The following is a 22,749-nucleotide window of genomic DNA, read 5'->3' as shown; positions in this document are numbered from 1 at the left end:
TGTTCAGCAACGAAGGCCGGATTCTCCGGAGGAGAGCCGGAAGCGTCAAGCCTTCAATTATCTGAAAATTTTACAGGCTATATCCTTTTTCAGAACCTACCATTGCCAATCTTTACGAATTATTCACATCCTGCACGGAATTCGCTTGGGCTGGCTCCGGTGCATTTTTTAAACACCCGGGAAAAGTAGAGCTGATCATCAAACCCGACATTACGCCCGACGCTGGCAATCGGCATGCGCGTCGTGCTGAGCAATAGTTTCGCCTGACTGATGCGCTGATCCTCACGCCAACTCAGCACACTCACCCCGAGTTGCTGGCGAAACAGATGCGAAAGTCGCGAAGGCGACAGGCAGACATGCTGCGCAACGCCTGCAATATCAAAATGGTTATCAGCCAGATGATCGCTGATGTACTGGCAGGCATCGCGCACACGGTTATCCAGCGGCGGATGCAACGATTCGTTGATCGCTTCCATTCTGCGCAACAGCAGTTGTTCCAACAGGTTGATCGCAAGATGCTCCGCATAGCGACCGGCGCTTTGCCCGGCATCGATAATTTGCGCGAAAAGCTCGCGAAAACGCGCCATATTCGGCTCATCCGGGCGGTAAAAACCGGTTTGGGCAAATAGCGTCGGCCAGCTTAACCATTCGTGCCAGTAGGCACGCGGGCGGAAGTAAACCCACTGGTGATACCATTCAGAGGCATCCGGATGACGACCATAATGGTGAATTTCTCCAGGCGGAAAGAGCAACATATCACCCGGGCGACAGATAAACTGTTTACCGTGGTTTTTCACAATCCCTTCACCGCGCACGGTGAGGTTCAGGATAAAGCCTTTCATCCCCAACGGACGATCGATAAAAAAATCGAGATAACCGCCCGCCTCTATGGGTGTCAAACCTGCCACCAAATGCGCATTAAACGAGTAGCCAGGCAGCAGTGGATCATTTTGTGATTCAGCCATAAACGCAATACTCCCGTGCTCGGCAAAGAAACCAATTGTCCATATTGATAATCCCTTCACTTCTCCGCCATCTGCGAACAAATGGTGTAAACCCGGTGATGACTTAATCCCGCCAGACAAAAGCGATTACGCCTTTTCGACGCCCTCACGCAGGGTTAAAAGGGATAACGAAAGTGTCTATAAAGGTGGCAGAAATGTCCACATCGAATTTTTGCACGGCGTCACACTTTGCGATGCCATAGCAATTTAGTCCATAAGATTAGCGGATCCTGCCTGACGGTTTTTGCCGCCGCTCACTATGTTTTTGCTAACGGTTATTCTTATGGAGCAACACAATGGCAATCACAATTGGCCTCGATTTCGGCAGCGATTCAGTACGTGCGCTGGCGGTAGACTGCACATCCGGGGCGGAGCTCGCCACCAGTGTGGAATGGTATCCACGCTGGCAGGAAGGGCGCTATTGCGACGCACCGCATAACCAGTTCCGTCACCACCCGCGGGATTACATTGAGTCGATGGAAGCCGCGCTCAAAACAGTGCTGGCGGAATTAAGCGATGCTCAGCGAGCGGAAATCAAAGGCATTGGTGTGGACAGTACCGGTTCAACACCGGCACCCATTGATGCTGAAGGGCGTGTGCTGGCGCTGCGACCCGAATTCGCCGACAACCCGAACGCCATGTTTGTGTTGTGGAAAGATCACACTGCCGTTGAAGAAGCAGAAGCGATTACCCGCTTGTGCCACACACCTGGTAGCACGGATTACTCCCGTTATATTGGCGGTATCTACTCCAGTGAGTGGTTCTGGGCAAAAATCCTGCACGTAACCCGCGCCGACAGTGCTGTCGCCCAGGCGGCTGCATCATGGATTGAGCTCTGCGACTGGGTTCCCGCCCTGCTCTCTGGCACCACACGTCCGGAAGCCATTCGTCGCGGCCGCTGCAGCGCCGGGCATAAATCCTTGTGGCATGAAAGCTGGGGTGGTCTGCCTCCGGCATCGTTCTTCGACGCGCTGGATCCCATCATCAATAAACATCTGGACTGGCCGCTGTTTCGCGAAACCTACACCGCAGATTTACCGGTCGGCACACTGACCGCTGAATGGGCGCAACGCCTCGGGCTTTCCGAATCCGTAGTGATCTCCGGCGGAGCGTTCGACTGTCATATGGGCGCCGTTGGCGCAGGGGCACAACCGAACACGCTGGTAAAAGTGATTGGTACGTCAACCTGCGACATTCTGATCGCCGACAAACAGAGCGTGGGCGATCGCGCAGTAAAAGGCATTTGCGGTCAGGTCGACGGCAGCGTGGTTCCGCAGTTTATTGGTCTGGAAGCCGGTCAATCTGCCTTTGGCGATATTTACGCCTGGTTTGGTCGCATCCTTGGCTGGCCGCTGGAACAACTGGCGCTGCAGCATCCGGAACTGAAAACGCACATCAAAGCCAGCCAGAAACAGCTTCTGCCCGCACTGACTGACGCATGGGTGAAAAATCCTTCTCTTGAACATCTGCCGGTGGTGCTCGACTGGTTTAACGGTCGGCGCACACCTAATGCCAACCAACGCCTGAAAGGCGTCATTACTGACCTCAATCTGGGTACCGATGCGCCTGCGCTATTTGGTGGCCTGATTGCCGCAACCGCCTTTGGCGCGCGCGCCATTATGGAGTGCTTTACCGAACAGGGGATCGCCGTTGACAACGTCATGGCGCTGGGCGGCATTGCACGCAAAAACATCGGCGTAATGCAGGCCTGCTGCGACGTGCTCAACCGTCCGCTTCAGGTGGTTGCTTCCGAGCAATGTTGCGCATTGGGCGCGGCAATCTTTGCGGCCGTAGCGGCGGAAGTCCATGCGGATATCCCGTCGGCGCAGCAGAAGATGGCCAGCGCTGTCGAAAAAACCCTGCAGCCTTCACCGCAGGCGCAACAGTTTGAACAGCTCTATCGTCGTTATCAGCAGTGGGCGAAGAGCGCCGAACAGCACTATCTCCCTTCAGCCGCGACAGTCTCGCAGGCCGCTTTAACTCATTAAGGACAAGATCATGACTATTTTCGACAATTATGAAGTGTGGTTCGTCATCGGCAGCCAGCACCTGTACGGGCCGGAAGCCCTGAAACAGGTGACGAAGCATGCCGAACAGGTGGTCAACGCCCTCAATGCCGAAGCGAAATTACCCTGTAAGCTGGTGCTGAAACCGCTGGGAACCTCGCCTGATGAGATCACTGCCATTTGCCGCGACGCTAACTACGACGACAAATGCGCCGGGATGGTGGTGTGGCTGCATACCTTCTCTCCGGCCAAAATGTGGATCAACGGCCTAGCCATCCTCAACAAACCGCTGTTGCAATTCCACACCCAGTTCAACGCTTCCCTGCCGTGGGACAGCATTGATATGGACTTTATGAACCTTAACCAGACCGCGCACGGCGGCCGCGAGTTCGGCTTTATTGGTGCGCGTATGCGTCTGCAACACAGCGTTGTGACTGGCCACTGGCAGGACAAACACGCCCATACGCGTATCGGCGCATGGATGCGTCAGGCCGTATCCAAACAGGATACCCGTCATCTGAAAGTGGTGCGTTTCGGCGATAACATGCGCGAAGTGGCGGTGACCGAGGGCGATAAAGTCGCGGCACAAATCAAGTTCGGCTTTTCAGTCAATACCTGGGGCGTGGGTGATTTGGTGCAGGTGGTTAACGCCGTCAGCGATGGTGATATTAACGCGCTGGTGGATGAGTACGAAGGCAGCTATCGCCTGACCCCGGCGGCACAGGTTCATGGCGATAAACGTCAGAACGTCCTGGATGCTGCCCGTATTGAACTGGGGATGAAACGCTTTCTTGAAGAGGGCGGCTTCCATGCCTTCACCACCACGTTTGAAGATCTGCATGGCCTGAAACAGTTACCGGGTCTGGCGGTACAGCGTCTGATGCAACAAGGTTACGGTTTTGCTGGCGAGGGCGACTGGAAGACCGCTGCGCTGTTGCGCATCATGAAAGTGATGTCCGGCGGGCTGGCAGGCGGTACCTCCTTTATGGAGGATTACACCTATCACTTCGAAAATGGCAACGACATGGTGCTGGGCTCCCACATGCTGGAAGTCTGCCCAAGCATCGCCACTCATGAAAAACCGATCCTTGATGTGCAATATCTTGGTATCGGCGGCAAAGCCGATCCGGCACGTCTGATCTTCTCTACCCAAACCGGCCCGGCGATTAACGCCAGCCTGATCGATCTGGGGGATCGTTTCCGCCTGCTGGTGAACTGCGTGGATGCGGTGAAAACCCCGCATGATCTGCCGAAACTGCCGGTCGCTAACGCATTGTGGAAAGCGCAGCCGGACCTGCCTACCGCATCGGAAGCCTGGATCCTCGCCGGTGGTGCGCACCATACCGTCTTTAGTCAGGCGCTAACCCTCGATGATATGCGCCAGTTCAGCGAACTGAACGATATTGAGCTGACCGTCATCGATAACGATACCCGCCTGCCGGCATTTAAAGATGCCCTGCGCTGGAACGAAGTTTATTACGGTTCAAAACGTTAAATCTTCGCGCTTACGCCCGGTGACGCTTCATTCACCGGGCTGACAAACCCGCAGGCCGGATAGGCGCAGCGCCATCCGGTAATGTTTTCAGGAGAGGAGTATGCTCGAAGATCTCAAACGTCAGGTGCTGGAAGCCAACCTGGCGCTGCCAAAACATAACCTGGTCACCCTAACCTGGGGCAACGTCAGCGCCGTCGATCGCGACAAAGGCGTGCTGGTGATTAAACCCTCTGGCGTTGATTACAGCGTGATGACCGCCAATGATATGGTGGTGGTCGACATCACCACCGGAGAAGTGGTCGAGGGGCAGAAAAAGCCGTCATCGGACACGCCCACCCACCGCTTGCTGTATCAGGCTTTCCCGACAATTGGCGGCATTGTGCACACCCATTCGCGGCATGCCACCATCTGGTCGCAGGCGGGTCAACCGATCCCGGCGACCGGTACCACGCATGCTGACTACTTCTATGGTGAAATCCCCTGCACGCGCAAGATGACTGATGAAGAGATTAACGGCGAATACGAGTGGGAAACCGGCAATGTGATCGTCGAAACCTTTGAAAGGAAAGGGATCGATCCGGCGCAAATGCCCGGTGTGCTGGTGCATTCCCATGGGCCATTTGCGTGGGGCAAAAATGCCAACGATGCCGTGCATAACGCCATCGTGCTGGAAGAAGTGGCCTACATGGGCATTTTCTGCCGTCAGCTCGAACCCCGCCTGCCGCCGATGCAGCAGACCCTGCTGGATAAGCACTATCTGCGCAAACATGGCGCCAAAGCCTATTACGGGCAATAACTGTATAAAACCACAGCTTATCACACCGAACCAGGCTATAATCTTGCCTGGTTTTGTTTTATGAGAGAACGCTGTGGCGCAAGCGCGAGAAGGCTTTTTATTAACCCGACACTGGCGGGATACCCCCGGCGGCACCGAGGTGGAGTTCTGGCTGGCGACAGACAGCGGCCCGCTGCGCGTGGTCTTGCCGCCGCAGGAATCGGTCGCGTTTATTCCCGCCGCCCATGTGGAAAAAGCCAAACTCCTGCTGCGCAGTGAAAACCACTGGCGCTTAACGCCCCTGACTCTGTCGGACTTCCACCGTCAACCCGTATATGGCCTCTACTGCCGTGGTCATCGCCAGCTCATGCGTATCGAAAAAGCGCTGCGCGAGGGCGGCGTCATCGTGTATGAAGCCGATGTGCGCCCGCCTGAACGCTTTCTGATGGAACGCTTTATTACCGCGCCAGTGTGGGCCGATGGCGAGAGTCAGGGAACGGCGCTGGTCAATGCACGCCTTAAACCCAACCCGCACTACCGCCCGACGCTGAAATGGGTCTCGCTGGATATCGAAACCAGCCGCCATGGCGAGCTTTATTGCATCGGCCTTGAAGGCTGTGGGCAGCGCACGGTCTATATGCTCGGGCCAGAGAATGGCAACCCAAAGCAGGTGGATTTCGATCTGGAGTATGTCGCCAGTCGCCCGCAATTGCTGGAAAAGCTTAATGCCTGGTTTGCTCAACACGATCCGGATGTGATCATCGGCTGGAACCTGGTGCAGTTCGATCTGCGGGTTTTGCAAAAAAGCGCTGAACGTTATCGTGTCCCGTTGACGCTTGGCCGTCAGGGCAGCGAACTGGAGTGGCGAGAACACGGCTTTAAAAATGGCGTCTTCTTTGCACAGGCCACCGGCCGGTTGATTATCGACGGTATTGAAGCGCTGAAGTCCGCCTTCTGGAATTTCTCGTCTTTCTCCCTGGAAGCCGTATCGCAGGAACTGCTCGGTGAAGGGAAAGCCATTGATAACCCGTGGGATCGGATGGATGAAATCGATCGACGCTTTGCCGAAGATAAACCGGCGCTCGCCATCTACAACCTGAAAGATTGCGAGCTGGTCACGCGCATTTTCCATAAAACCGAGATCATGCCATTTCTGTTGGAACGTGCGACAGTCAACGGCTTGCCAGTTGACCGACATGGTGGTTCAGTCGCCGCATTTAGCCATCTCTATTTTCCCCGTATGCACCGCGCAGGTTTTGTGGCACCCAACCTTGGCGAGGTGCCGCCGCAGGCCAGTCCCGGCGGCTATGTGATGGATTCACGTCCCGGACTGTATGACTCGGTACTAGTGCTCGATTATAAGAGCCTGTACCCCTCGATTATCCGCACTTTTCTGATTGATCCTGTCGGCCTGGTCGAAGGCATGGCGCATCCGGATAACGTCCACAGCACAGAGGGCTTTCTGGGTGCCTGGTTCTCGCGAGAGAAACACTGCCTGCCGGAAATCGTCGGGCAAATATGGCGCGGGCGGGACGACGCCAAACGCCAGGGCAACAAGCCGCTCTCACAAGCGCTGAAAATCATTATGAATGCCTTTTATGGCGTACTCGGCACCAGCGCCTGTCGTTTCTTCGATCCTCGCCTGGCCTCGTCGATCACCATGCGCGGCCATGCGATCATGCGTCAGACCAAAGCGCTGATCGAAGAACAGGGTTATGACGTGATTTATGGCGACACGGACTCGACCTTTGTCTGGCTCAAAAAACCGCACAGCGAGGAAGAAGCCGCGCGCATTGGTAACTCGCTGGTTGAACAGGTAAATACATGGTGGGCTGAGCATCTGCGAGCACAGGGATTGGAGAGCGCGCTGGAACTGGAGTTTGAAACCCATTTTTGTCGTTTTTTAATGCCGACGATTCGCGGCACCGAACTGGGCAGTAAAAAACGTTATGCCGGTTTGATTCAGGAAGGCGACAACCAGCGCATGGTGTTTAAAGGACTGGAAACCGTGCGCACCGACTGGACCCCGCTGGCGCAACAATTCCAGCAAAGCCTTTACCTGCGCATTTTTCGTCATGAGCCTTATCAGGATTATGTGCGCGAAACCATCGCCAGCCTGATGGCGGGCGAACTGGATGCACAACTGGTCTATCGCAAACGCCTGCGCCGAGCGCTGAAGGATTATGAACGCAACGTACCGCCGCATGTTCGCGCCGCCAGGCTGGCGGATGAAGAAAACCGTAAACGCGGCCGTCCTGCGCAGTATCAGAACCGAGGTACCATCCATTATGTCTGGACCACCAGCGGCCCTGAGCCAGTGGACTATCAGCATTCGCCGCTGGATTACGATCACTATCTCAGTAAACAACTTCAACCGGTTGCGGAAGGAATTCTCCCTTTCATTGACGACGATTTTGCTACACTACTGACAGGGCAACTGGGATTATTTTAAAGCCACACAATTCAGTCTATACGAACGTGGTGTCATCCAGTACCATAGCGCCCTTCCTGTTCCTGGACCCAAATTTATGCCCGCCTGCCCTAAGGCGGTGACGAACTATTGCCTGAAATTTGAGATATAGAGTTCATTTATGCCCTTTACACTTGGTCAACGCTGGATTAGCGACACGGAAAGCGAACTCGGACTTGGTACAGTCGTCGCAATGGATGCGCGCACGGTCACTCTGCTGTTCCCTGCCACAGGTGAGAACCGTTTGTACGCACGCAGCGACTCGCCGGTTACCCGTGTGATGTTTAACCCCGGCGATACGGTAACCAGTCACGAAGGCTGGCAACTCGCGGTTGAAGAGGTAAAAGAAGAAAACGGTCTGCTCGCCTATACCGGTACCCGCCTGGATACGCAAGAGAACAACATCGTCCTGCGTGAAGTACTGCTCGACAGTAAACTGGTATTCAGCAAACCGCAGGATCGCCTGTTTGCCGGGCAAGTCGATCGCATGGATCGTTTTGCTTTACGTTTTCGCGCCCGTAAATACCAAAGTGAACAGTACCGCATGCCGTGGAGCGGCCTGCGTGGTCAGCGCACCAACCTGATCCCACACCAGTTACATATCGCCCACGACGTGGGTCGCCGCCATGCGCCGCGCGTACTGCTGGCGGATGAAGTGGGCCTTGGGAAAACCATCGAAGCCGGGATGATCCTGCATCAACAGCTGCTCTCCGGCGCGGCCGAGCGCGTGTTGATCGTGGTGCCGGAAACCCTGCAACATCAGTGGCTGGTGGAGATGCTGCGCCGCTTTAACCTGCGTTTCTCACTGTTTGATGATGAGCGTTACGCTGAAGCGCAGCACGATGCGGACAACCCGTTTGAAACTGAACAACTGGTGATCTGCTCGCTGGATTTCGTACGCCGTAACAAACAGCGCCTGGCGCATCTGTGTGAGGCTGAGTGGGATCTGTTAGTCGTCGACGAAGCCCACCATCTGGTGTGGAGTGAAAACGAGCCGGGTCGGGAATATCTGGCGATTGAGCAACTGGCTGAACGCGTACCGGGCATTCTGCTGCTGACCGCCACGCCGGAACAGTTAGGGATGGAAAGCCACTTCGCGCGTCTGCGTTTGCTGGATCCAAACCGTTTTCACGACTTTGCCCAATTTGTTGAAGAGCAAAAAAATTACCGCCCGGTTGCCGATGCTGTCGCGCTGCTGCTGGCGGGTGATCACCTGAATAATGATGAACTCAATACGCTGGGTGATCTGATTGGCGAACAGGATATTGAGCCGTTACTGCAGACGGCCAACAGCGATCGTGAGGGTGCGGCCGCTGCTCGCCAGGAATTGATCACCATGTTGATGGATCGCCATGGCACCAGCCGTGTGCTGTTCCGTAACACCCGTAATGGCGTAAAAGGTTTCCCGAAACGCGAACTGCACACGGTGAAACTGCCGTTGCCAACGCAGTACCAGACTGCAATTAAAGTCTCCGGCATTATGGGCGCGCGTAAAAGCCAGGAAGAGCGCGCTCGCGATATGCTCTACCCGGAGCAGATTTATCAAGAGTTTGAAGGGGATAGCGGCACATGGTGGAACTTTGATCCCCGTGTCGAGTGGCTGATGGGCTATTTAACCAGTCACCGCTCGCAGAAAGTGCTGGTGATCTGCGCCAAAGCGGCAACCGCCTTGCAACTGGAGCAGGTTCTGCGCGAACGCGAAGGCATCCGTGCGGCGGTTTTCCATGAAGGAATGTCCATTATCGAACGCGACCGCGCAGCGGCCTGGTTTGGTGAAGAAGACAGCGGCGCACAGGTGCTGCTCTGTTCCGAAATCGGTTCTGAAGGCCGTAACTTCCAGTTTGCCAGCCATCTCGTGATGTTCGATCTGCCGTTTAACCCGGATCTGCTGGAACAACGTATTGGGCGTCTGGATCGTATTGGTCAGGCGCACGACATTCAAATCCATGTTCCTTATCTGGAAAAAACCGCACAGTCCGTGCTGGTGCGCTGGTATCACGAAGGGTTGGATGCGTTCGAGCACACCTGCCCGACTGGCCGCGCCATCTATGATAGCGTGCACGGCCAGCTCATTAATTACCTTGCTGCACCGGAGAACACCGACGGCTTTGAAGCGCTGATCGCATCCTGCCGCGAGCAGCACGATGCGCTGAAAGCACAGCTGGAACAGGGCCGCGACCGCCTGCTGGAGATCCACTCTAACGGCGGCGAAAAAGCGCAGGCGCTGGCGGAGAGCATCGCCGAACAGGACGATGACACGGCGCTGATCAGCTTTGCGATGAACCTGTTCGATATCATTGGCATCAACCAGGACGATCGCGGTGAAAACATGATCGTCCTGACGCCATCAGACCATATGCTGGTGCCGGATTTCCCGGGCCTGCCGGAAGACGGTTGCACCATCACGTTTGAGCGTGATGTGGCCCTCTCTCGCGAAGATGCGCAATTTATTACCTGGGAACACCCGCTTATCCGCAACGGTCTGGATCTGATCCTCTCAGGCGATACCGGTAGCAGCACCCTGTCGCTGTTGAAAAACAAAGCCCTGCCGGTCGGTACGCTGTTGCTGGAACTGATTTATGTTGTGGAGGCGCAAGCGCCGAAGCAGTTGCAGCTTAACCGCTTCCTGCCGCCAACGCCTATCCGCCTGCTGGTGGACAAAAACGGCACTAACCTGGCGGCGCAGGTGGAATTCGAAAGCTTTAACCGTCAACTCAGCGCGGTTAATCGCCATACGGCCAGCAAGCTGATCAACGCCGTACAGCAGGACGTGCATACCATCCTGCAAAAAGGTGAAGCGCAGGTGGAAGCGGCCGCACGTGAACTGATCGACGCAGCGCGCAGCGAAGCCGACGAAAAATTGTCTGCGGAACTTTCACGCCTGGAAGCGCTGAAAGCGGTCAACCCGAACATTCGCGATGACGAACTGGCTGCCATCGAAAGCAACCGCCAGCATGTTATGGAAAGCCTGTCGCAAGCGGGATGGCGCCTGGATGCGCTGCGATTAATCGTTGTGACGCATCAGTAACGGAGCCGACCATGATGATGGAGCCCTACAATCCGCCGCAAGAACCCTGGCTGATCATTCTTTATCAGGATGAGCATATTATGGTCGTCAACAAGCCCAGCGGCTTGTTGTCGGTCCCGGGGCGTCTGGACGAGCATAAAGACAGCGTGATGACACGTATTCAGCGCGACTTCCCGCAGGCTGAATCCGTGCATCGTCTGGATATGGCGACCAGCGGTGTGATTGTGGTGGCGCTCACCAAAGCCGCAGAGCGTGAGTTAAAACGTCAGTTCCGCGAGCGCGAGCCGAAAAAACAGTATCTGGCGCGTGTCTGGGGCCACCCCGAAAACGTGGAAGGTCTGGTAGATCTGCCGCTGATTTGCGACTGGCCGAATCGCCCGAAACAAAAGGTCTGTTATGAAACCGGCAAAACGGCGCAGACCGAATATGAAGTGCTGAGTACGGATGAGGATGGAACGGCACGCGTGCGTCTGAAGCCGATCACCGGTCGTTCGCATCAATTGCGTGTGCATATGCTGGCGCTGGGACACCCCATCCTTGGCGATCGTTTTTATGCTCCACCGGAAGCGCTGGCGATGGCACCGCGTTTACTGCTGCATGCAGAAACACTGACCATCACCCACCCGGCGTTCGGCAACAGTATGACCTTTAAAGCCCCGGCCGATTTCTGAATCTTCCCCCCGGCCTGACGACGGCCGGGGGTTCTCACGCTTACCTGAAGCCCTTCTGCTCGCGGATAAGTTCGTACGCTTTCTGTATTTCTTGCGCTTTTTGCTTCGCCATTTCCATCATCTCTGGCGGTAAACCTTTCGCCACCAGTTTGTCCGGATGGTGTTCGCCCATTAATTTACGGTAAGCACGCTTGATGGTGGTGGCATCGTCAGACACTTTAACCCCCAGCACATTACAGGCATCTTCCAGCGTAGGCCCGCGCCGCGCCTGCTGCCAACCGCCGCCCGTCTGTTGTTGCTGATGATGGTAACCGCCACCAAACTGCGCCCCACCCTGCATCATGCGCAGGAACTGGTCGAACTGCATGCGCGAGATGCCAAGTTCTTCAGCAATCACGTACAGTACATCTCGTTCGCTGGGGTGCAACGTGCCATCGGCAAAGGCGGCCTGGATTTGAATTTCCAGAAACATCCTAATCAAATCAAAGCGCCCGAAACAGATGCTGCGGAACTGACGCATTTTGTCCCGTAGCGGGTAATTATCCGCTTTGCCGACGCGAAAAGCCTGCTGCGCCGCCGTACGCGATTCGCCATGCAGGTTCATCCGATCCATAAACAGGCTGGCTACCTGAATGTCGGCTTCGGTGACACGGCCTTTCGATTTGGTCAGATGCCCCATCACTTCAAAGGTAGTGGCAAAAAAGAGCGACTGACGTTCACGTTGATTGGCAAACCACGCCATTTTCCGGCTGCGGGCTTTATCAAACATATGCCCGATAATGAGTCCCAGAATCGCGCCCCAAAAGCCGCCGCCCACGAAAAGGGCAATGACCACACCAACCACTTTTCCCCAATACTGCATATACTCCCCAAATCGTCATGCCGTCGGCTAAAATTTGCTTTATCATACCCGTCATTCTATGCCGTGCACAGGCACAGTCTTCTCTGACCTGGCTCGAACGCGGGCAGGATTAACACTAGCGTTGCAAAGGTGAGTAAGTTAGTCTCTGACCGTTTGCCAGCGTAAAGCCACAGATGACGGAACAACAAATACAACGTATGAAAAAACGTATCCCCACCCTCCTGGCCACCATGATTGGCTCTGCTCTCTATAGCCAGCAGGGGTTGGCAGCCGATCTTGCCTCGCAGTGTATGCTTGGCGTTCCCAGCTACAACCGCCCACTGGTGCAGGGCGACACCAACAACTTACCGGTGACCATCAACGCCGATGATGCGAAGGGCAACTACCCGGACAATGCCGTTTTCAGCGGCAATGTGGATGTGAATCAGGGTAATAGCCGCTTACAGGCGGATGAAGTCCAGCTTCATCAACAGCAGGCGGAAGGTCAGGCGGATCCGGTACGCACAGTGGATGCACTGGGTAATGTGCACTATGACGACAACCAGGTCATCCTGAAAGGTCCTAAAGCCTGGGCGAATTTAAATACGAAAGATACTAACGTCTGGGAAGGTGACTACCAAATGGTGGGGCGTCAGGGGCGCGGCACCGCCGACCTGATGAAACAGCGTGGGGAAAACCGCTACACCATTCTGGAAAATGGTTCTTTTACCTCCTGTCTGCCAGGTTCCAATACCTGGAGCGTAGTGGGTACTGAAGTGATCCATGACCGCGAAGAACAGGTCGCTGAAATCTGGAATGCGCGCTTTAAGCTGGGGCCGGTTCCGGTGTTCTACAGCCCTTATCTGCAATTGCCGGTCGGCGATAAACGCCGTTCAGGTTTCCTGATCCCGAACGCCAAGTACAGCACCAACAACTCCTTCGAGTTTTATCTGCCGTACTACTGGAACATTGCACCAAACTTTGATGCCACAATTACCCCGCACTATATGCATAAACGCGGCGGCGTACAGTGGCAAAACGAATTCCGTTATCTGACGCAAGCCGGTGCTGGTCTAATCGAATTTGACTACCTGCCGTCGGATAAAGTGTATCAGGATGAGTACCCTACCGAAGGCGATCGCCATCGCTGGCTATTTTACTGGCAACATGCCGGGGTAATGGATCAGGTATGGCGTTTTAACGTTGACTACACCAAAGTCAGCGATGCCAGCTATTTTAACGACTTCTCGTCCAAATACGGTTCCAGCACCGACGGTTACGCCACGCAGAAATTCAGCGTCGGCTACGCGGTGGAAAACTTTGACGCCACGGTTTCCACCAAACAGTTCCAGATCTTTAACCGCCAGAACAGCAACTCTTATTCCGCACAACCGCAATTGGATGTGAACTGGTACCAGAACGATCTGGGGCCATTCGATGCGCATATTTATGGCCAGGCCGTAAACTTCGTTAGCTCCAACTCCAATCGTCCTGAAGCGACGCGTGTTCACCTGGAGCCGACATTAAGCCTGCCGGTATCAAACGAGTGGAGCAGTCTGAATACCGAAGTCAAAATGCTGGCGACTCACTACCAGCAGAGCAATCTTGACTCCTATCGCTCATATGCTCAGCAGCTTTACAGCAATGATGCCAGCAGTTCAAACCTGACAACGCTGGAGTCAGCAAATAAATTAAAAGACTCCGTTAATCGCGTGATACCGCAGTTCAAAATGGACGGCAAAATGGTTTTCGAGCGCGATATGAACTGGGCGGAAGGCTATACCCAAACGCTGGAGCCACGTGCCCAGTATCTCTACGTTCCGTATCGCGATCAGAGCCATATCAACAACTACGACTCGACGCTGCTGCAATCTGACTATAGCGGTCTGTTCCGCGATCGTACTTACAGCGGCCTCGACCGTATCGCATCCGCGAACCAGGTCACTACCGGCGTCACATCCCGCATTTATGATGATGCGGCAGTTGAACGTTTTAACGTTTCTGTTGGTCAAATCTACTATTTCACCGAGTCCCGTACCGGTGATGACAACATTAACTGGGAGAAAGATAACAAAACGGGTTCGCTGGTGTGGGCGGGAGACACGTACTGGCGCATCTCCGATCGCTGGGGTCTGCGCGGCGGGGTGCAGTATGACACTCGTCTGAACAACATCGCGAACAGCAGCACCTCGCTGGAATATCGCCGTGATGAAGACCGTATGGTGCAACTGAGCTACCGTTACGCCAGCCCGGAATACATTCAGGCAACACTGCCAAGTTATGCGTCAGTGGCGCAATACAAAGACGGTATTTCGCAGGTGGGTATGGCAGCAAGCTGGCCGATCGTAGACCGTTGGTCTGTCGTCGGCGCTTACTATTACGATACTAATACCCGTAAACCGGCCGATCAGATGTTAGGTTTACAGTATAACTCCTGCTGTTATGCCATTCGCGTTGGCTATGAACGCAAAATTAACGGCTGGCAAAATGACCAAAGCAAGTATGACAACGGCATCGGTTTCAACATTGAGCTGCGCGGCTTGAGTTCCAACTACGGTTTGGGCACGCAACAAATGCTGCGTTCAAACATTCTGCCGTACCGTAGTTCAATGTGATCTGTTTGATTTGCAACGTAATCCGCATTGCGGTTAATTGAAATGGAAAAGGTATGAAGAACTGGAAAACGCTGCTTCTCGGTATCGCTATGGTTGCGAATACCAGTTTTGCTGCGCCTCAGGTTGTAGATAAAGTCGCCGCTGTCGTGAACAATGGCGTGGTGCTTGAAAGTGACGTTGATGGTTTGATGCAATCTGTGAAGGCTAACGCAGGACAGGCAGGCCAGCAGTTACCTGATGACGCCACACTGCGCCATCAGATCCTTGAACGCCTGATCATGGATCAAATCATTCTGCAGATGGGCACGAAGATGGGCGTCAAAGTCACTGACGAACAGCTTGACGCTGCCATCGCCGATATTGCGAAACAAAACAATATGACGATGGATCAGATGCGCAGCCGCCTGGCTTACGACGGGGTGAACTTCAGCACCTACCGTGCCCAGATCCGCAAAGAGATGATCATTTCCGAAGTGCGCAACAGCGAAGTTCGCCGTCGCGTCACCGTGCTGCCGCAGGAAGTTGAAACGCTGGCAAAGCAAGTGGGCAACCAGAACGACGCCAGCACCGAGCTGAATTTGAGCCATATCCTGATCCCGCTGCCGGAAAACCCAACTTCTGATCAGGTCAACGAAGCCGAAAGCCAGGCGCGTTCTATTGTTGAACAAGCCCGTAGTGGCAATGACTTCGGAAAACTCGCTATCACTTACTCTGCCGACCAGCAAGCGCTGAAAGGCGGTCAGATGGGCTGGGGGCGTATTCAGGAACTGCCAAGTATTTTCGCCCAGGCATTAAGCACGGCGAAAAAAGGCGATGTGATCGGCCCCATCCGTTCTGGTGTGGGTTTCCACATTCTGAAAGTGAACGATCTGCGTGGTCAGAGCCAGAGTATTTCCGTTACCGAAGTGCACGCACGTCACATCCTGCTGAAACCATCGCCGATCATGAGCGACGATCAAGCTCGAGTGAAACTGCAAGAAATCGCTGCCGATATCAAGAGTGGCAAAACCACCTTTGCTAACGCGGCAAAAGAGTTCTCTCAGGATCCAGGCTCAGCGAACCAGGGAGGCGATCTTGGTTGGGCTGCGGCCGACATTTACGATCCCGCTTTCCGTGACGCGTTGATGAAACTGAAACGCGGGCAAATGAGCGGCCCGGTTCACTCCTCTTTCGGTTGGCATCTGATCGAAATGCTTGATACCCGCAACGTTGATAAAACCGACGCGGCGCAGAAAGACAGAGCCTACCGTATGCTGATGAACCGTAAGTTCTCTGAAGAAGCGGCAACCTGGATGCAGGAACAACGCGCCAGCGCCTACGTGAAAATTTTGAGCAACTAATGAAAACAGCGCGTGTCGTTATCACTCCCGGCGAACCCGCCGGGATTGGCCCGGATTTGGTGGTGCAACTCGCCCAGCGCGACTGGCCGGTTGAACTGGTTATCTGTGCAGATGCGACGCTGCTAACCGAGCGGGCTGCCCTGCTCGGTCTGCCGCTGGTGCTGCGGGAGTACGCTCCCGCCGCCCCCGCCGCGCCGCAACAGGCCGGGACACTGACCGTGTTGCCCCTGTCTCTGCGCGCTACAGTTACCCCCGGCGTGTTGAATACGCAAAACGGTCCGTATGTTGTCGAAACGCTGGCTCGCGCTTGCGATGGCTGCCTGAACGGTGAATTTGCCGCATTGATCACAGGTCCCGTGCATAAAGGCGTGATCAACGATGCCGGAACTCCCTTTACCGGGCATACGGAGTTCTTCGAGGAGCGCTCGCACGCCGCCAAAGTGGTGATGATGCTGGCCACCGAAGAGCTACGCGTTGCGCTGGCCACCACCCATTTGCCGCTCAAGGCGGTAGCTGACGCGATCACGCCGGAACTGCTTCGCGAAGTGATCGGCATCCTGTACGGTGACCTGCAACAAAAGTTTGGCATCCGCCAGCCGCATATTTTAGTTTGCGGTCTTAACCCGCATGCGGGCGAAGGTGGCCATATGGGCACCGAAGAGATTGATACCATCATTCCGGTGCTGGATGAAATGCGGGCGCAAGGGATGAACTTAAGTGGCCCATTGCCCGCCGATACGCTGTTTCAACCCAAATACCTCGATAATGCCGACGCTGTGCTGGCGATGTACCACGATCAGGGCCTGCCCGTGCTAAAATACCAGGGATTTGGCCGCGGCGTGAATATCACCCTCGGTTTACCTTTTATTCGCACATCCGTTGACCATGGCACCGCGCTTGAACTCGCAGGCCTGGGAACAGCGGATGTCGGCAGTTTTATTACGGCGCTTAATCTCGCCATCAAAATGATTGTTAATACTCAATGAATAATCGCGTCCATCAGGGCCACTTAGCCCGCAAACGCTTCGGGCAAAACTTTCTCCACGACCAGTTCGTGATCGACAGCATCGTTTCGGCGATCAACCCGCAAAAAGGTCAGGCCATGGTCGAAATCGGCCCGGGTCTTGGCGCGCTGACGGAGCCTGTCGGTGAACGTCTGGATAAAATGACGGTCATCGAACTTGACCGCGATTTGGCTGCGCGCCTGCAGACGCACCCATTTCTTGCGCCAAAACTGACTATCTATCAGCAAGATGCAATGACCATGAACTTTGGCGAATTGTCTCAGACGCTGGGTCAGCCACTGCGCGTCTTCGGCAATCTGCCGTATAACATCTCTACGCCGCTGATGTTCCATCTGTTTAGCTATACTGATGCCATTGCCGACATGCATTTTATGTTGCAAAAAGAGGTGGTCAATCGCCTGGTTGCAGGACCAAACAGTAAAGCGTATGGTCGATTAAGCGTCATGGCGCAGTACTATTGCCAGATCATTCCGGTATTGGAAGTGCCGCCGACGGCGTTTGCGCCGCCGCCAAAAGTGGATTCAGCCGTGGTTCGCCTGGTTCCGCACGCGACACTGCCGCATCCGGTAAAAGATATACGCGTGTTGAGCCGCATCACTACGGAAGCCTTTAACCAGCGTCGCAAGACTATCCGCAACAGCCTCGGTAATGTGTTTACCGTCGACGTGTTGACATCGCTGGGTATCGATCCGGCGATGCGTGCAGAAAATATCTCTGTTGCGCAATATTGCCAGTTGGCGAACTACCTGGCTGATAATCCGCCGCCGAAGGAGAGTTAACGTATGATCAATTCGCCCCGAGTCTGTATTCAGGTGCAAAGCGTCTATATTGAGTCTCAGTCCGCTCCCGACGATGAACGTTATGTCTTTGCTTACACCATTACTATCCGGAACCTGGGGCGAACCCCTGTCCAGTTGCTGAAACGCTACTGGTTGATCACAAATGGAAATGGCCGCGAAACGGAAGTTCAGGGCGAAGGTGTGGTCGGCGTACAGCCGCACATCGAACCCGGCGGCGAATACCAGTACACCAGCGGCGCGGTTATCGAAACGCCGCTGGGCACCATGCAAGGCCACTACGAAATGATCGATGCGCAAGGGGACCTCTTTCGCATCTCCATCCCGGTCTTCCGGCTCGCCGTTCCTACACTGATCCATTAATACACAATGTCTACATATCTTATTGGCGACGTTCATGGTTGCTATGATGAACTGATCGCATTGTTAAAACAGGTCGACTTTACCCCCGGCCAGGATACCTTATGGTTGACCGGCGATCTGGTTGCCCGTGGGCCTGGCTCACTGGATGTGCTGCGTTTTGTCAAATCCCTTGGCGACAGCGTACGTGTCGTACTGGGAAATCACGACCTGCATCTGCTGGCCGTCTTTGCAGGCATCAGCCGCAATAAGCCGAAAGACCGGCTGACTCCGCTCCTGGAAGCCGCCGATGCCGATGAACTGATTAACTGGCTGCGCCGCCAGCCGCTACTCCAGGTCGACGAAGAGAAAAAACTGGTGATGGCTCATGCCGGGATCACGCCCCAGTGGGACCTCGAGACGGCCAAACATTGCGCGCACGATGTTGAAGCCGTGCTGTCGAGCGACTCCTATCCTCTGTTTCTGGACGCCATGTATGGCGATCTGCCCAACCACTGGTCAACGGAACTGAGTGGACTTGCTCGTCTGCGCTTTATCACCAACGCATTAACGCGCATGCGCTACTGCTTCCCAAACGGGCAGCTTGATATGTACTGCAAAGACATTCCTGCCCATGCTCCCGCACCGTTAAAACCGTGGTTTTCCATCCCAGGCCCTGTGTCAGAGGAGTACAGCATTGTCTTTGGTCACTGGGCTTCGCTGGAAGGTGAAGGGACACCAGAAGGGATCTACGGCCTGGATACGGGGTGTTGCTGGGGCGGCGTGTTAACCTGCCTGCGCTGGGAAGACAAAGCCTACTTTGTGCAACCCTCTAACCGCCAAATGGATCTGGGTGAAGACGAGGCGATCGCCTCCTGAAAGCAGTCCCCGGCATAAAGCCGGGGACGTGTATTATCTGCGGTCCAGGATCTCGAAGCAGTAGCTGTGCGAGTTCTGCGCATCCGCATCGTTAAACTCGCTAAATACCGATTCCCAATCGTCCGGATCGTAGTCAGGGAAATGGGTATCGCCTTCCACTTCCGCGTCGATATGCGTCAGGTAGAGACGCTGCGCTTTCGGCAGGAACTGCTCGTAAACGCGACCGCCGCCGATCACCATGATCTCTTCCACATCACCGCAGGCGGCAATCGCTTCATCGACAGATTTCACCCACACCACACGATCGTCTGTGCCTGGCTGGCTACTGATGACAATGTTTTTACGGCCTGGCAGCGGGCGACCAATGGATTCCCACGTCAGACGCCCCATCACAACCGGTTTGTTTAAGGTATTGCGCTTAAACCAGGCCAGATCGGCAGGTAAATTCCACGGCATCGCGTTTTCCATGCCAATGACGCGATCCACCGCTAACGCCGCAATCAAACTGATCATTCATTCATTCCTGGATGCAAAAAAATTGTCGCCACTATACGGAAAGCGCAATCTTTCGTCGACGGTGGGCAGGGTAAAGAATGAGAAAATTTTTCATTCTGCTGGCGACACCACAGCACAGTACTGTATCGCCAGCGTTCCACCGTTTTTGAATCAAACGCTTACCCGATAATGCCGTCAGACCTGTGGTTTCACTACGGGCTCATCACCAGGATCGCCAGTATGCCGCCCTTCATCCGTCCCCTGCCAGCCATGTTGCTGAATCAGCGACAGATGCGCGCGATCTTCTGCAATAATTTCCGTCAGCATCGCGCTGGTGCGTTTGAATACCGCCGCCCGCGCCAGCGCATCGTTTTCGACCTGTGCCATCTCCTCCACCATCCGGGTGTTGAAACGGCGGAAGTGATCGGCACGCTCACGGGCTTCATACGAACCCAGGCCTAACCCTTCCAGTGCGATGCGCCCCACTTTCAGCGCCGCCTCAAAGGTTTCACGCTCCGGTTTATCAACCCCGGCCTGGCGCAGCCGTATATAGTGATCAACATCGCGCGCACGGGCAATCACCTGCAGATCGGGGAAGTGCTCTTTCGCCAGTTCTGTCAGCAACAGGCTGGCCTGGGGATCGTCAATCGCATTGATCAAGACTTCCGCGCGCCCTGCGCCGGCAGACTCCAACAGATCCACCCGCGTGGCATCACCGTAAAAGACCTTCATGCCGAACTTGCGCAGTGTTTCGATATGATCCGGATCGTGATCGAGCACCACCATCTTCACGCCGCTGGAGAGCAACAGGCGCCCGGCAATCTGACCAAAACGCCCGAACCCGGCGATAATCACCCGCGCTTCTTCTTCATCAATTTCATCGGCTTCGCGCTCCTGCTGTGAGCCCGCTGTTTCCAGACGAGTTAACAGCACCAGCAGCAGCGGCGTCGCCGCCATTGAGAGCGCGACGGTAAGCGTTAACGCTTTTGCCCACTCGCTATCGAGCACCTGCGCCGTTTGTGCCGCGCCAAACACCACAAAGGCGAATTCGCTCCCCTGCCCCAACAATGCCGCAAACCATAGTCGCTGCTTACCGGGCACCTTCAACGGGCGGGCAATCAGCCACAGCACCGCACTTTTAATGGCCAGGAAGCCCACCAGCAGCAACAAAATCCGCAAGGGGTGTGTTACCAGTGTGCCAAAGTCGATAGACATGCCAACGCCGATAAAGAACAACCCGAGCAGCAAACCTTTGAAGGGTTCAATATCGCTTTCCAGCGCATGCCGGTATTCGGAGCTGGCGAGCAATACGCCAGCCAGAAATGCCCCCATCGCCATCGACAAACCCGCCTCTTCCAGCAACAAACCAAAACCGAAGACCAGAAAGAGCGCCACGGCGCAGAACACTTCTCTCAGGCCAGAGCGCGCGACAAAGCGCAATGCCGGACGGGCAACATAGCGCCCCAGCAAAACAACCAGCACCAGCGCGCCAACCACTTTCAGCGCCGAAAGCGTGAATGCTCCCAGCGTGGTAGAAGCGCCGCTCGCCGCCAGAAGTGGGATCATCGCCACCAGCGGAATGGCGGCGATATCCTGGAAGAGCAACACCGAAAAAGCGCTGCGTCCCATTTGCGACACCGTCAGGTTACGCTCATTCATCGCCTGCATCGCAATAGCGGTTGAGGAGAGTGCCAGCGTCAGGCCAATCAACAATGCTACCGGCCAGGGGAGGCCTAACAGCGCGCAAAACAGGCCCAGCAGGAGCCCACAACTGGCCATTTGCAACGCGCCACCGCCAAACACCGAGGCTCTCAGCTTCCATAGCCGCTGCGGATCCAACTCAAGGCCGATCACAAACAGCATCAGCACAACGCCGATTTCGGCGAAATGCAGGATAGATTCAGCGTCGGTGACCAACCGTAATCCCCACGGACCAATCACGCTGCCGGCTATCAGATAGCCGAGCACAGACCCCAACCCCAGCCTGACGGCAATAGGCACTATCAGTGCCGCCGAACCAAGGTAGATCAACGCCTGAATTAAGGAATGACTATCCATGTTGCGCCTCCTGCCACTCCAGCAAACGTTGTTTATAATGACGCGCCTGCGCCTGCAACGTTTCATCATCGCAGACAAAGGTGTAATGCACCGCGCAGGGCGGCAGCCAGTTCAACCCGCAATAAAGCGCTGTGGCCTGTAACGGCTGGCACAGCACGTCAAACCCCGGATGAGAACCAATATTGAAATGATTTTCCCCTCCGCCGGTGGTGACCGCCCACATCACACTCTTACCGTGTAACGCCGTACCTCCGTGACCATAAGCCCAGCCGTGCGACAACACTTTATCGATCCACAACTTGAGCAACGGCGTGACGCCATACCATTGCATTGGATGTTGCCAGATAATCAGATCAGCACGGGAAACAGCCTCCTGCTCGGCGGCTACGTCGATATTAAAATCGGGATAGAGCTCATAGAGGGAACGCACTTCGACATTTTCCAGCGTCCGTGCCAATTCAATCATCCGCTTATTCGCATGGGAGTGTTGCGGATAGGGATGTGCATAAATAATCAGAATCATCGATCAGCCTGTCTTCACTGCCTTATTTTTCTTTGAGTGTAGACAGTTAATCGTCCGGCTAAAAGCGGCAATCTGTGTGGGAATAAGGGGAGAGGCGTGCGATGGCAATCGCCACCGCACCACATTCGCGGATCAGTTATCCAGCTCGCTCATGTTTTTTACCTGATCGCGGTTAATCTGCTCGGTTTTACCGGTTTCTGCATTTTTATAGGAAACCAGCCCGGTGTCATCATCCACTTTCGGTTTTCCGTCGGTGACAATGGTCTTACCGTCGGTGGTACGTACAGCCTGATTCGAAGAACACCCGGCTACGGTAAACAGTGCAGCGGCAGTAAAGAGTGAAGTCATAAGAAGTTTCGTTCGCATGGTTATCTCCCTGCTTTTCAGT

The 22,749-nt window shown here is 55.0% G+C and carries 18 protein-coding genes; 12 read left to right on the top strand and 6 right to left on the bottom strand.

What is annotated here, in order from left to right; all coding sequences use genetic code 11:
• Positions 1–119: 119 nt before the first annotated feature.
• On the bottom strand, positions 120–965 hold the full coding sequence (araC, locus tag ABGA49_RS09735) for an arabinose operon transcriptional regulator AraC (protein ID WP_061497747.1): 846 nt from the start codon (positions 963–965) through the stop codon (positions 120–122).
• Between the two features lie 335 nt (positions 966–1,300).
• On the opposite strand from araC, the gene araB reads away from it, so the two are divergent.
• The 6 genes from araB (at position 1,301) to rluA (ending at position 11,449) form a co-directional block, all read left to right on the top strand.
• Positions 1,301–2,992, top strand: coding sequence for a ribulokinase (gene araB / locus ABGA49_RS09730; RefSeq protein WP_061497749.1), 1,692 nt, complete (start codon positions 1,301–1,303; stop codon positions 2,990–2,992).
• A gap of 10 nt (positions 2,993–3,002) precedes the next feature.
• Positions 3,003–4,505 (top strand): L-arabinose isomerase, encoded by a 1,503-nt coding sequence (gene araA, locus ABGA49_RS09725; RefSeq protein ID WP_061497751.1) that lies wholly within the window; start codon positions 3,003–3,005, stop codon positions 4,503–4,505.
• Between the two features lie 100 nt (positions 4,506–4,605).
• Entirely contained in the window at positions 4,606–5,301 is a 696-nt protein-coding gene (araD, locus tag ABGA49_RS09720) for an L-ribulose-5-phosphate 4-epimerase (protein WP_061497753.1), read from the top strand.
• A 73-nt stretch (positions 5,302–5,374) separates the two neighbouring features.
• Positions 5,375–7,732 carry a DNA polymerase II gene (gene polB / locus ABGA49_RS09715; protein WP_347665493.1) on the top strand — a complete coding sequence of 786 codons (2,358 nt, stop codon included), beginning with the start codon at positions 5,375–5,377 and terminating at the stop codon, positions 7,730–7,732.
• Between the two features lie 139 nt (positions 7,733–7,871).
• Positions 7,872–10,778: an RNA polymerase-associated protein RapA gene (rapA, locus tag ABGA49_RS09710; protein WP_061497757.1), complete on the top strand. Its 2,907-nt coding sequence runs from the start codon at positions 7,872–7,874 to the stop codon at positions 10,776–10,778.
• An 11-nt stretch (positions 10,779–10,789) separates the two neighbouring features.
• On the top strand, positions 10,790–11,449 hold the full coding sequence (gene rluA, locus ABGA49_RS09705) for a bifunctional tRNA pseudouridine(32) synthase/23S rRNA pseudouridine(746) synthase RluA (RefSeq protein WP_088237374.1): 660 nt from the start codon (positions 10,790–10,792) through the stop codon (positions 11,447–11,449).
• Between the two features lie 40 nt (positions 11,450–11,489).
• Here the strand turns inward: rluA and djlA are convergent, their stop codons facing one another.
• Entirely contained in the window at positions 11,490–12,311 is an 822-nt protein-coding gene (gene djlA, locus ABGA49_RS09700; RefSeq protein WP_061497762.1) for a co-chaperone DjlA, read from the bottom strand.
• A 197-nt stretch (positions 12,312–12,508) separates the two neighbouring features.
• On the opposite strand from djlA, the gene lptD reads away from it, so the two are divergent.
• Genes lptD through apaH form a run of 6 tightly spaced genes read left to right on the top strand, consistent with a single transcriptional unit; the run spans position 12,509 to position 19,285 of the window.
• Positions 12,509–14,905 (top strand): LPS assembly protein LptD, encoded by a 2,397-nt coding sequence (gene lptD, locus ABGA49_RS09695; protein ID WP_088237373.1) that lies wholly within the window; start codon positions 12,509–12,511, stop codon positions 14,903–14,905.
• Between the two features lie 53 nt (positions 14,906–14,958).
• A complete protein-coding gene (surA, locus tag ABGA49_RS09690; RefSeq protein ID WP_061497765.1) occupies positions 14,959–16,245 on the top strand; it encodes a peptidylprolyl isomerase SurA in 1,287 nt (428 codons plus the stop codon).
• Positions 16,245–17,231, top strand: a complete 987-nt coding sequence (gene pdxA / locus ABGA49_RS09685) for a 4-hydroxythreonine-4-phosphate dehydrogenase PdxA (RefSeq protein WP_061497768.1) — start codon at positions 16,245–16,247, stop codon at positions 17,229–17,231. Before surA ends, pdxA begins: the two co-directional genes overlap by 1 nt.
• On the top strand, positions 17,228–18,049 hold the full coding sequence (gene rsmA / locus ABGA49_RS09680; protein ID WP_061497770.1) for a 16S rRNA (adenine(1518)-N(6)/adenine(1519)-N(6))-dimethyltransferase RsmA: 822 nt from the start codon (positions 17,228–17,230) through the stop codon (positions 18,047–18,049). The genes pdxA and rsmA overlap by 4 nt, the downstream gene beginning before the upstream one ends.
• 3 nt (positions 18,050–18,052) lie before the next feature.
• On the top strand, positions 18,053–18,430 hold the full coding sequence (gene apaG / locus ABGA49_RS09675; RefSeq protein WP_061497772.1) for a Co2+/Mg2+ efflux protein ApaG: 378 nt from the start codon (positions 18,053–18,055) through the stop codon (positions 18,428–18,430).
• 6 nt (positions 18,431–18,436) lie between these two features.
• Positions 18,437–19,285: a bis(5'-nucleosyl)-tetraphosphatase (symmetrical) ApaH gene (apaH, locus tag ABGA49_RS09670; protein WP_061497775.1), complete on the top strand. Its 849-nt coding sequence runs from the start codon at positions 18,437–18,439 to the stop codon at positions 19,283–19,285.
• A gap of 33 nt (positions 19,286–19,318) precedes the next feature.
• On the opposite strand, the gene folA is transcribed toward apaH, so the two are convergent.
• The 4 genes from folA to ABGA49_RS09650 all read right to left on the bottom strand — a co-directional run bounded on the left by folA (position 19,319) and on the right by ABGA49_RS09650 (position 22,727).
• Complete coding sequence (folA, locus tag ABGA49_RS09665) at positions 19,319–19,798, bottom strand: type 3 dihydrofolate reductase (RefSeq protein WP_061497777.1); 480 nt, start codon at positions 19,796–19,798, stop codon at positions 19,319–19,321.
• A gap of 177 nt (positions 19,799–19,975) precedes the next feature.
• Complete coding sequence (gene kefC, locus ABGA49_RS09660) at positions 19,976–21,838, bottom strand: glutathione-regulated potassium-efflux system protein KefC (protein WP_347665492.1); 1,863 nt, start codon at positions 21,836–21,838, stop codon at positions 19,976–19,978.
• A complete protein-coding gene (gene kefF, locus ABGA49_RS09655) occupies positions 21,831–22,361 on the bottom strand; it encodes a glutathione-regulated potassium-efflux system oxidoreductase KefF (RefSeq protein ID WP_061497782.1) in 531 nt (176 codons plus the stop codon). The genes kefC and kefF overlap by 8 nt, the downstream gene beginning before the upstream one ends.
• A gap of 132 nt (positions 22,362–22,493) precedes the next feature.
• A complete protein-coding gene (locus tag ABGA49_RS09650; protein WP_061497784.1) occupies positions 22,494–22,727 on the bottom strand; it encodes a YgdI/YgdR family lipoprotein in 234 nt (77 codons plus the stop codon).
• Positions 22,728–22,749 lie beyond the last annotated feature (22 nt).

The organism is Kosakonia sp. WA-90, from assembly GCF_039871955.1.
In the GTDB taxonomy this organism is placed as follows: Bacteria; Pseudomonadota; Gammaproteobacteria; order Enterobacterales; family Enterobacteriaceae; genus Kosakonia; species Kosakonia oryzendophytica.
The sequence above is the reverse complement of the archived record's forward strand: the minus strand, read 5'-3'. Positions and strand labels throughout refer to the sequence as shown.